The organism is uncultured Thiodictyon sp., assembly GCF_903828115.1.
In the GTDB taxonomy this organism is placed as follows: Bacteria; Pseudomonadota; Gammaproteobacteria; order Chromatiales; family Chromatiaceae; genus Thiodictyon.
Map to the genome: position 1 here is coordinate 1 of NZ_CAIKKU010000205.1, position 9,821 is coordinate 9,821.

Below are 9,821 nucleotides of genomic sequence, written 5' to 3' on the forward strand. Positions count from 1 at the left end.
CGTCGGTTCATCACCGTAAAGCTCCCCACCGTGGGAGCTAACGGCGAAAACCAAGCCATGCACCCCTGGGCAGCCTCGTTGAAGCAGGAACTTAGCACTGAATCTGCCTATGTGTAGGTTTGTGTAAGTCTAAGAGAACGGAGTAGGTGATGGTCGCGGCAAAGAGCGCCTGGGTCGCCACCGGCCTGTCGCCGTCACGTACCAGGCGCCACAAACCCTCGGTCATGGTCCGCAGCCGGGCGCGGATCAGCAGGGCCTTGGTCGATGCCGTGGTGGGCGAGCGCTTGCGCAGCAGGTTGTCCCCTTCGATGGCCTGCTTCCAGCCGGCCGCATCGACGCCCGCGAGCAGGAGCTCGGCCACGCGGCGGCTCTCCGGGACCATGAGTCCGCCCTTGGTGAAGTTGGCCTGGTAGCGCCCGTCATGCGTCACTTGAGAAACCGGATACCTCAGGTCCGCTGCTGCTGCTGCCGCGTCGCGCCCATACCCTCCGCCAGGGTCTCCAGTGCATCCAGATCGAAGAGTTCAATGTGCTTGCGCTCCACTCCCAGGAGCCGGTCGTCCTGGAAGCGGGTAAAGATGCGGCTGACCGTCTCCACCGCGAGCCCCAGATAGTTGCCGATCTCGTGGCGCGACATGCTCAGATGAAAATCGGTCGGGGATAGCCCGCGTCGTTGCAGTCGCTTGGACATGTCGAGCAGGAAGGCCGCCAGGCGTTCCTCCGCGCTCTTTTTGCCGAGCAGCAGCATGTCGGTGTCGTGGCCGATCTCCTTGCTGAGCAGTCGGTACATCTGATGCTGGAGGCTGGGGATGATCGCCGTCAGTTGCGCCAGTCGCTGGAAGGGGACCTCGCAGATGGAGGAGGTTTCCAGCACCTTGGCGTAGCAGACGTGGGTGCGCCGGTCGATGGCGTCGAGTCCGATGACCTCACCCGGCAGGTGAAAGCCCAGCACCTGCTCGCCGCCTTCCGGACTGGGTGCGAAGCTCTTGAGTGAGCCGGTCTTGACCACGTAGAGCGAGCGGAAGCGATCACCGCTACGAAACAGCAGGTCCCCGCGGTGCAGCGGCCGGGTGTGTCTGACGATATCTTCGAGTCGCTCCACGTCCTCGGGGCAGAGCGCCATGGGCAGACAGAGGGTTGAGAGCGAACAACTCTTGCACGCAACGCGCATCGTCTCGATGGAAATGATGGTTGCTTGACTCAAGACGACATCCCCCCGCGTTTCTCAATACTCTATATTGGGTCTACTCTCGACCTGGATCAAGTCATGGATACCGCCGGGGGCCGCGACGACAAAAAAAAGGCCGCGCCCGGGAGGGCGCGGCCTGGGGTGTCCCTCAGGACCTTGGCCGTCTTACCTGGCTTCGCCGACCGGCGCGGCGGGCGGGGCCGGGGGTGCACCGTAGGGGGCAGTCGGGGCCCCGTAGCCGTAGCCCGGGTTGCCGCCGCCGTAGGCATTGGCCTGGGGCGCGTAACCAGGTGCTCCATAGCCGGGTGCTCCAGCGCCGTAGCCCGGGGCCCCGTAGCCGGGTGCTCCAGCGCCATAGCCCGGATAGCCGCCGCCCGGGGCCGCATAACCCGGTGCGCCGTACCCATAACCCGGTGCGCCGTAGCCGGGGTAGCCACCGTAGCCGTAGCCCGGGTAGCCGCCGGAGCCGTAGCCGCGCCCGTCGCCATAACCGCGCCCGTCGCCATAACCGCGACCGTTGCCGTAACCACGGCCGTTGCCGTTGCCGCGGCCGCTCATGTTCATGTTGAAATCGCCGGAACCGTCGCCCAGCATGTCGTTCCACATGTCACCGACGCCGTTGCCGTTACCCCAGCCGTTGCCATTGCCGTTACCCCAGCCGGGGCCGCCCCAGGCCTGCGCGGGGTTGGCGGCAAAGGCGGCGGTGCCGACGATGGCGGCGACGCTGATCAGCTTGGCAAAAGATTGCATTAGGATGGATGCTCCGCAGTGGGTTGTCGTTCAGGTTGGGCAGCCAGCGTCGATCCACCGCGATCCTGCGTCGGCCGTTGAGTCTCGCCGTCGCGAGGTCGTTCCCGACTATACGCGCGAACCCCTGATTTTGACAGGCAAACCAGTGTGTGGGCGGGTCAGGCAGGGGCCGCGGGTCGGCGACCGGCGCGTTGCCGCGTTGAGGGGGCGCGGCGAATTTGGTAGCGTGTCGGGCCAACGGCCCTAAGTCCAGGAACCTGTCCTACCCCAGTGATCCCCTCATGACCCCCTCTAAGACTAAGTTCATCTTCATTACCGGCGGGGTGGTCTCGTCGCTCGGCAAGGGCATCGCGTCGGCTTCGCTGGCGGCCCTGCTGGAGGCGCGCGGGCTTGCGGTCACCATGATCAAGCTCGACCCCTACATCAACGTGGACCCGGGGACCATGAGCCCCTTCCAGCACGGCGAGGTCTATGTCACCGACGACGGCGCCGAGACCGACCTGGACCTGGGCCACTACGAGCGTTTCCTGCGCACCCGCATGGGGCGCAACAACAATTTCACCACCGGCCAGATCTACGACACGGTGATCCGCAAGGAGCGCCGGGGGGACTACCTGGGCCGCACCGTGCAGGTCATCCCCCACATCACCGATGAGATCAAGGACAGCATCCGGCTCGGCGCCCAGGGTTCCGACATCGCGATGGTGGAGATCGGCGGGACCGTCGGCGACATCGAGTCGCTGCCCTTCCTGGAGGCGATCCGCCAGATGCGGGTGGAGTTGGGCCGCGAGAACGCGCTCTTCATGCACCTGACCCTGGTCCCTTATCTGCGCTGCGCCGGCGAGATCAAGACCAAGCCGACCCAGCACTCGGTCAAGGAGTTGCGCTCCATCGGCATCCAGCCCGATGTGCTCCTGTGCCGCTGCGAGACCGATCTGCCGGACGAGGAGCGGCGCAAGATCGCGCTCTTCACCAACGTGGCCGAGAATGCCGTCATCTCGGCGGTGGACGCGGACAATATCTACCGCATCCCGCGCCTGCTCCACGCCCAGGGCCTGGACGAACTGGTGGTCCGCCAGTTCCACCTGGAGGTGGGCGCGGCGGATCTGCGCGAGTGGGACCGGGTGCTCGCGGGCTTCGACCAACCCCAGGGGCATGTGCGAATCGGCATGGTCGGCAAGTACATGCACCTCACCGAGGCCTACAAGTCCCTGTCCGAGGCCCTGGCCCACGCCGGGGTGCACACGGGCACCCGGGTGGAGGTGGTCTATATCGACTCCCAGGAGATCGAACAGGAGGGGCCCGGTCAGTTGGCCGGACTGGACGCGATTCTGGTCCCCGGCGGCTTCGGCGAGCGCGGCATCGAGGGCAAGATCCAGGCGGCGCGTTATGCCCGGGTGCACCGGGTGCCCTATCTCGGCATTTGTCTGGGGATGCAGGTGGCGGTGATCGGTTACGCCCGGGACCTGGCCGGGCTGGAGGGCGCCCACAGCACCGAGTTCGATCGCCAGACCCCGCACCCGGTGATCGCCCTGATTACCGAGTGGCGCGACGAGCAGGGTCAGATCGAGACCCGCAGCGAGGGGTCTGACTTAGGCGGCACCATGCGCCTGGGCGGGCAGAACTGTCGGCTGGAGCCGGGGAGCCTGGCGCGCGCCGTCTACGGCAGTGCCCAGGTCCGCGAGCGTCACCGCCATCGCTACGAGTTCAACAACCGCTACCTGAACCTGATGAAGGACGCGGGGATGCGCTTCTCCGGGTGGTCGCTCGACAACCGGCTGGTGGAGATCATCGAGATCCCCGATCACCCCTGGTTCATCGCCTGCCAGTTCCACCCGGAGTTCACCTCCACGCCGCGCGACGGGCACCCGCTCTTCTGCGGCTTCATCCGGGCGGCGCTGGAGCATCAGGCCGGGGGCGGGGCCGGGGTCGCACCGGCGGTGGTCGCGGGGGCCGCGCCATGATGCCGCTCGCGGGCTTCGAGGTCGGGCTCGACCGGCCCCTGTTCCTGATCGCCGGACCCTGTGTGATCGAGGGCGAGACCCTGGCGCAGGAGACGGCCGGGACCTTGAAGGAAATCACGGACGCGCTCGGTATCCCCTTTATCTACAAGTCGTCCTTCGACAAGGCCAACCGCTCGTCCGCCGGCAGCTTCCGCGGACCCGGGCTGGAGGCGGGACTCAAGATCCTGGAATCGGTGCGTGCGCGCTGCGGCGTCCCGATCCTCACCGACGTGCACGAAGACACGCCGCTCGACGAGGTGGCGGCGGTGGTCGATGTCCTCCAGACCCCGGCCTTCCTCTGCCGCCAGACCAATTTCATCCAGGCCGTGGCGGCGCTGGGGCTGCCGGTCAACATCAAGAAGGGCCAGTTCCTCGCCCCCTGGGACATGCGCAACGTCGTGGACAAGGCGCGCGCCACCGGCAACAACCGGATCATGGTGTGCGAGCGCGGGGTCTCCTTCGGCTACAACAACCTGGTCTCGGACATGCGCTCCTTGGCGGTGATGCGTGCCACCGGCTGCCCGGTGGTCTTCGATGCCACCCATTCGGTGCAGTTGCCGGGGGGGCAAGGGGACCGCTCCGGCGGACAGCGCGAGTTCGTCCCGGTGCTGGCGCGCGCGGCGGTGGCCGCGGGGGTGGCCGGCGTCTTCATGGAGACCCACCCGCGCCCGGATCAGGCCATGAGCGACGGCCCCAACGCCTGGCCCTTGGGTAAGATGCGCGACCTGCTCGCCACCCTGGTCGCGCTCGACCGGCTGGTGAAATCCGCTCCTTTCGCCGAAGATGCGATTACATGATAATAAATGGACAGGATTAACAGATTGCGCAGGATTCTGTGATACCGGGCACTGACCAGCCATCCTCCTGTCAAGCCTGAAAAATCTCTGATCCTGTCCAATTTCCAGCCGGCGAAGGCGACCCTGCTTCGCTGACGATTTTCCCGAATCGTTACCCGTATAACTGACTTAGGAGAGAGCCACCATGTCCGAAATCGTCGATGTCCGTGCCCGTGAAGTCCTGGATTCCCGCGGCAACCCGACCGTCGAGGCCGACGTCATCACCGCCGACGGCGCCATCGGCCGCGCCATCGTCCCCTCCGGGGCCTCCACCGGCTCGCGCGAGGCGCTGGAGATGCGCGACGGCGACAAGGGCCGCTACGGCGGCAAGGGCGTGCTCAAGGCCGTCGGGCGCATCGAGGGCGAGATCAAGGACGCCGTGGTCGGTATGGAAGTGACCGAGCAGGGCGCCATCGACCGCACCATGATCGAACTGGACGGCACCGAGAATAAGTCCCGGCTCGGCGCCAATGCGCTCCTGGGGGTCTCGCTCGCCGCCGCCCATGCCGCCGCCCAGGAGCGCGCCCTGCCGCTCTACCGCTCACTCAGCGCCGGCCCCTACCGGCTGCCGGTGCCGATGATGAACATCATCAACGGCGGTCAGCACGCCGACAACAGCGTCGACTTCCAGGAGTTCATGATCCTGCCGGTGGGCGCCCCGAGCATCCGCGAGGCGGTGCGCTACGGTGCCGAGGTCTTCCATGCGCTGAAATCGGTGCTCAAGGCCCGCGGGCTCGCCACCTCCGTCGGCGACGAGGGCGGCTTCGCCCCCGACCTGCCCTCCAATGTGGCCGCGGTGGAGGCGATCCTGGAGGCGATCGGCAAGACCGGCTTCACGGCGGGCAAGGACATCTGGATCGGTCTGGACGTGGCCGCCTCCGAGTTCTACAAGGACGGCGTCTATGACCTGGAAGGCGAGGGCGTCAAGCTCGACTCCGACGGCGTGATCGCCATGCTCGAGGGCTGGGTCAACCAGTACCCGATCCTGACCATCGAGGACGGCCTGGCCGAGGGCGATTGGGACGGCTGGAAGCGCCTGACCGAGCGTCTCGGGGACCGCATCCAGATCGTCGGTGACGACCTCTTCGTCACCAACACCAAGATCCTGAAGCAGGGCATCGACCGCGGTATCGCCAACTCCATCCTGATCAAGGTCAACCAGATCGGCACCCTGACCGAGACCATGGAGGCGATCGCCATGGCCCATGCCGCCGGCTACACGGCGGTGGTCTCCCACCGCTCCGGCGAGACCGAGGACACGACCATCGCCGATCTCGTGGTCGCCACCGCCGCCGGCCAGATCAAGACCGGCTCCCTGTCGCGCTCCGACCGCGTCGCCAAGTACAACCAGTTGATGCGCATCGAGGACCAGTTGGGCGACGAGGCCGTCTATGCCGGCCGCAATGCCTTCCGCTGGCTCTGAGGCCAGTGCACCGCCGACCGGTACCCTCCGGTCGGCGGTCAAGGCACTGCCGCTCCCGTCCATGCGCCTGCTGATCCTCGTGCTGATCGTGCTGCTCGCGGCACTCCAATACCGGCTCTGGGTCGGACCGGGGAGCCGTGCGGACCTGCACGGGCTGAATCTGGAGATCGTCGCCCAGAAGGCCGAGCTCGAGCGGCTGCGCACCCGCAACCAGGAACTCCAGGCGGAGGTCGAGGATCTGCGCTCCGGCGAGGCCGCCCTCGAGGAGCGGGCGCGCGACGAACTGGGCATGATCAAGGGCGGTGAGGCCTTCATCCAGGTCATCGAGCGCTCCCCGCTACCCGCGGTCCCGGCCCCGCCCGATACTGAGCCTGCGACACCGGCACCACGCCACAAGAAAAACAGTCCGGCCGCACCGAAGCCGGCCGCACCGAAGAAGGCGCCGCCAGTCCGCGAAGAACGCCAATGAACACGAATGACTGATCAGCGTTTCTGGGCCGTGCTCCCGGCGGCCGGCGTCGGCCGCCGTCTGGGTGCCGCCATCCCCAAACAATACCTGGACCTGGCCGGCCGCCCGGTCATCGACTGGACCCTGGCCCCCTTCATCGAGGACGCGCGTATCAGTGGCGTCTGGGTCGCCCTGGGCGCGCAGGACGGCTTCTGGCCCACGACCGCCTATGCCCGGCATCCCAAGGTGCGGCGGGTGGGGGGTGGCGCCGAGCGCTGTCACTCCGTGTTGAACGCCCTGGAGGCCCTGGCCGCGGAGGCCGATCCCGCCGACTGGGTGCTGGTCCACGACGCCGCCCGACCCTGTCTGCGCCGGGCCGATCTCGACCGCCTGATCACCGAACTGGCCGCCGACCCGGTAGGCGGCCTCCTCGCCGTGCCGGTGCGTGACACCATGAAGGGCGCCGACGCCGCCGGGCGCATCCGCTGTACCCTGGACCGCACGACCCTGTGGCACGCCTACACCCCGCAGATGTTCCGCCTGGGCGCCCTGCGCGCGGCGCTGCACGACGCCATCGCGGCCGGGGATCTCGTGACCGACGATGCCGGCGCCATGGAGCGCATGGGGCTCGCCCCGCGCCTCATCGAGGGACACGCGGACAACCTTAAGATCACCCGGGCCGAGGACCTTCCGCTCGCCCGCTTCTATCTCGACACGCAGGCCACCTCATGCTGATCGGCCAGGGTTTCGACGTCCACCGCTTCGCCCCCGGGCGCCCCCTGATCCTGTGCGGGGTAACGCTCCCCCACGACCAGGGACTGGCCGCCCACTCCGACGGCGATGTCGCCATCCATGCGCTGTGTGACGCCCTGCTGGGGGCCGCGGGCCTGGGCGACATCGGCCACCACTTCCCCGACACCGATGCCGCCTACGCCGGGATCGACAGCCGCATCCTGCTGCGCCGTGTCCTGGAGAGCCTGACCGGGCTAGGGCTCAAGGTCCACAACGCCGATGTGACTATCGTCGCCGAGCGCCCCAAAATGGCCCCCCACATCGCCGCCATGCGCGCCCTGCTGGCCGCGGATCTGCGTTGTGACCCGGCGCGCGTCAACGTCAAGGCCACCACCACCGAGCGACTGGGGTTCACCGGGCGCGGGGAGGGAATCGCGTCCTTTGCGGTGGTGCTGTTGGAAGAGTTGTTGTCCGCAAATGAACGCAAATGAACGCAAATCAGGAGGAATGATTCCTGGTTCCGCCTGGCGTGACGGCCCCGCGCAGCGTCACCCAGGAAATTGCACGTAATGACCAACCCGGCCGCGCCGACCTGGACCCCCTTCCACGAACTCCCGCGCGCCCACGGCGCCCCCTTGGGCGCCGGCCGCCTGCGCGTCGCCCCCGCAGACTTTGAAGTCGAGGAGGTCTTGGGCTTCCCGCCGGACGGTGACGGCGACCACCTCCTGCTCTGGGTGCGCAAGACCGACCAGAACACCGAATGGGTCGCCGGCCGGCTGGCCGCGACCGCCGGGGTCGCCCAGAAGGATTTGGGCTACGCCGGGCTCAAGGACCGCCGCGCCGTCACCAGCCAGTGGTTCTCCCTGCCGCGCCCCCGCGACCGCGAACCCGACTGGTCCACCCTGGCCGTCGAGGGTATCGAGGTCCTGGAGGTCCACCCCCACCGCCGCAAACTGCGCCGCGGCGCCCTGGCCGGCAACCGCTTCCGTATCCAGGTGCGCGACTGGGCGCCCGACCCGGACCGACTCGCCGAGCGGATCACCGCCATCCGCACCCTGGGCGTCCCCAACTACTTCGGCGAACAGCGTTTCGGCCGCAACGGCGCCAACCTGGCCCGCGCCGACGCCCTCTTTCACGGTGCCATCCGCCGCCCCTCGCGTCACCAGCAGGGCCTGTGGCTCTCCGCCGCCCGCTCCCAGGTCTTCAACCAGGTCCTGGCCGCACGCCTGACCCGCGGCGACTGGGACCGGCCGCTGCCCGGCGACTGCCTCAACCTGGACGGCAGTCACTCCTGGTTTCCCGCCGACACCATCGACGACACCCTGCGCGGGCGCACCGCCCGCCTGGACCTGCACCCCACCGGCCCCCTCTGGGGCCGCGGCGACCCGCCCAGTCAAGGCGAGGTCCGCGCCCTGGAAGATGGCGCCGCCGGGCGCTTCCCCGGCTGGCCCGCCGGCCTCGCGCGCTTCGGTCTGGAGCAGGACCGCCGTGCCCTGCGGTTGCTGGTCCCGGACCTGGGTTGGGATTTGACCGACCGCGGCTGCGGGTTGGCCTTTGAACTCCCGGCCGGGGCCTACGCGACCGCCGTCCTGCGCGAACTGATGGACTGGGGGCAGGGCGGCGAAGATTGATATGTTCACCCGCTTCATAGCAATCTGCTATATTTAGGGCAAATGCATATCATCACTCAGCGCCGTATCGCCGACGCGGCCCGCGAACATCCGGAGTGCGCGGGGGCCTTGGATCATTGGTACCGGATCGCAAGGCGCGCCCAGGTTCTGAATTTCAGCCAGTTGCGTCACCTGTTTCCGGGGGTCGACAAGGTCGGTGACCTGTTCGTGTTCAACATCGGCGGCAACAAGCTCAGACTGATCGCCGCCATCCACTTCAATCGGCAGAAGCTCTTCGTGCGTGCGGTGTTGACCCACGCCGAGTACGATCAAGGGGGTTGGCAGTCATGAACCGAGTCGAAGAGGCCATCGCCCACTGGCCCTACGTGGCGCCCCTGCTGCGCCCGCCGAGCACCGATGGCGAGTACCTGGAGGTGGTCAAGACCCTGGACGCGGTGCTGGATGCCGGGGGCGCGGACGAGTCGCACCCGCTCGCCGCCCTCGCCCAGCAGATCGGCGAGACCGTTGCCGAATGGGAGCGTCGGGACCCGATGCCCGAGCCGGCCGACGGCGCCGCCATGCTGCGGCACCTGATGGACGTGCACGGCCTGCGCCAGTCCGACCTGCCCGAGATCGGCGCCCAGAGCGTGGTCAGCGCCATCCTGGCGGGTCGGCGCAGCCTGAATGTCCGGCAGGTCAAGGCACTGGCTGCGCGCTTCGGCATCCCGGCGGCCAACTTCCTGTAACCGGGCGGCGCGACAGCGGTCTTGATCATCGTGCCGGCCGGGCGAGCGGTCCGCACAGCGGACCCTACGGCCCCTCGTAGGGTCC

Annotated in this window: 12 protein-coding genes; 9 read left to right on the forward strand and 3 right to left on the reverse strand. The window is 67.9% G+C overall.

Annotated features, from left to right (window positions below):
- Window positions 1–91: 91 nt before the first annotated feature.
- The 3 genes from QZY48_RS07560 to QZY48_RS07570 form a co-directional block, all read right to left on the reverse strand.
- Window positions 92–430 carry a BrxA family protein gene (locus QZY48_RS07560; RefSeq protein WP_295429726.1) on the reverse strand — a complete coding sequence of 113 codons (339 nt, stop codon included), beginning with the start codon at window positions 428–430 and terminating at the stop codon, window positions 92–94.
- Between the two features lie 17 nt (window positions 431–447).
- Window positions 448–1,203, reverse strand: coding sequence for a fumarate/nitrate reduction transcriptional regulator Fnr (gene fnr, locus QZY48_RS07565; protein WP_295429729.1), 756 nt, complete (start codon window positions 1,201–1,203; stop codon window positions 448–450).
- A 150-nt stretch (window positions 1,204–1,353) separates the two neighbouring features.
- Window positions 1,354–1,938: a sulfur globule family protein gene (locus QZY48_RS07570; protein ID WP_366929649.1), complete on the reverse strand. Its 585-nt coding sequence runs from the start codon at window positions 1,936–1,938 to the stop codon at window positions 1,354–1,356.
- A gap of 281 nt (window positions 1,939–2,219) precedes the next feature.
- Between QZY48_RS07570 and QZY48_RS07575 the strand changes: the two genes are divergently transcribed.
- The 9 genes from QZY48_RS07575 to QZY48_RS07615 all read left to right on the forward strand — a co-directional run bounded on the left by QZY48_RS07575 (window position 2,220) and on the right by QZY48_RS07615 (window position 9,736).
- A complete protein-coding gene (locus tag QZY48_RS07575; RefSeq protein ID WP_295429732.1) occupies window positions 2,220–3,902 on the forward strand; it encodes a CTP synthase in 1,683 nt (560 codons plus the stop codon).
- On the forward strand, window positions 3,899–4,738 hold the full coding sequence (gene kdsA, locus QZY48_RS07580) for a 3-deoxy-8-phosphooctulonate synthase (protein ID WP_295429734.1): 840 nt from the start codon (window positions 3,899–3,901) through the stop codon (window positions 4,736–4,738). Before QZY48_RS07575 ends, kdsA begins: the two co-directional genes overlap by 4 nt.
- 184 nt (window positions 4,739–4,922) lie before the next feature.
- Window positions 4,923–6,200 carry a phosphopyruvate hydratase gene (gene eno, locus QZY48_RS07585; RefSeq protein WP_100920741.1) on the forward strand — a complete coding sequence of 426 codons (1,278 nt, stop codon included), beginning with the start codon at window positions 4,923–4,925 and terminating at the stop codon, window positions 6,198–6,200.
- Window positions 6,181–6,669: a cell division protein FtsB gene (gene ftsB, locus QZY48_RS07590; protein ID WP_366929650.1), complete on the forward strand. Its 489-nt coding sequence runs from the start codon at window positions 6,181–6,183 to the stop codon at window positions 6,667–6,669. Before eno ends, ftsB begins: the two co-directional genes overlap by 20 nt.
- A gap of 6 nt (window positions 6,670–6,675) precedes the next feature.
- On the forward strand, window positions 6,676–7,383 hold the full coding sequence (gene ispD / locus QZY48_RS07595; RefSeq protein WP_295429738.1) for a 2-C-methyl-D-erythritol 4-phosphate cytidylyltransferase: 708 nt from the start codon (window positions 6,676–6,678) through the stop codon (window positions 7,381–7,383).
- Complete coding sequence (gene ispF / locus QZY48_RS07600) at window positions 7,377–7,871, forward strand: 2-C-methyl-D-erythritol 2,4-cyclodiphosphate synthase (RefSeq protein WP_295429741.1); 495 nt, start codon at window positions 7,377–7,379, stop codon at window positions 7,869–7,871. Before ispD ends, ispF begins: the two co-directional genes overlap by 7 nt.
- A gap of 78 nt (window positions 7,872–7,949) precedes the next feature.
- On the forward strand, window positions 7,950–9,011 hold the full coding sequence (gene truD / locus QZY48_RS07605) for a tRNA pseudouridine(13) synthase TruD (protein WP_295429744.1): 1,062 nt from the start codon (window positions 7,950–7,952) through the stop codon (window positions 9,009–9,011).
- Window positions 9,012–9,053: 42 nt separating this feature from the next.
- Window positions 9,054–9,341 (forward strand): type II toxin-antitoxin system HigB family toxin, encoded by a 288-nt coding sequence (locus QZY48_RS07610; RefSeq protein ID WP_295429746.1) that lies wholly within the window; start codon window positions 9,054–9,056, stop codon window positions 9,339–9,341.
- On the forward strand, window positions 9,338–9,736 hold the full coding sequence (locus QZY48_RS07615; RefSeq protein ID WP_295429749.1) for a hypothetical protein: 399 nt from the start codon (window positions 9,338–9,340) through the stop codon (window positions 9,734–9,736). The genes QZY48_RS07610 and QZY48_RS07615 overlap by 4 nt, the downstream gene beginning before the upstream one ends.
- The last annotated feature ends 85 nt before the right edge of the window (window positions 9,737–9,821 follow it).

Coding starts and splice junctions, on each gene's coding strand:
- QZY48_RS07570 (WP_366929649.1), bottom strand. CDS start 1,938: ATGCAATCTTTTGCCAAGCTGATCAGCGTCGCCGCCATCGTCGGCACC.
- QZY48_RS07575 (WP_295429732.1), top strand. CDS start 2,220: ATGACCCCCTCTAAGACTAAGTTCATCTTCATTACCGGCGGGGTGGTC.
- kdsA (WP_295429734.1), top strand. CDS start 3,899: ATGATGCCGCTCGCGGGCTTCGAGGTCGGGCTCGACCGGCCCCTGTTC.
- eno (WP_100920741.1), top strand. CDS start 4,923: ATGTCCGAAATCGTCGATGTCCGTGCCCGTGAAGTCCTGGATTCCCGC.
- ftsB (WP_366929650.1), top strand. CDS start 6,181: ATGCCTTCCGCTGGCTCTGAGGCCAGTGCACCGCCGACCGGTACCCTC.
- ispD (WP_295429738.1), top strand. CDS start 6,676: ATGACTGATCAGCGTTTCTGGGCCGTGCTCCCGGCGGCCGGCGTCGGC.
- ispF (WP_295429741.1), top strand. CDS start 7,377: ATGCTGATCGGCCAGGGTTTCGACGTCCACCGCTTCGCCCCCGGGCGC.
- truD (WP_295429744.1), top strand. CDS start 7,950: ATGACCAACCCGGCCGCGCCGACCTGGACCCCCTTCCACGAACTCCCG.
- QZY48_RS07610 (WP_295429746.1), top strand. CDS start 9,054: ATGCATATCATCACTCAGCGCCGTATCGCCGACGCGGCCCGCGAACAT.
- QZY48_RS07615 (WP_295429749.1), top strand. CDS start 9,338: ATGAACCGAGTCGAAGAGGCCATCGCCCACTGGCCCTACGTGGCGCCC.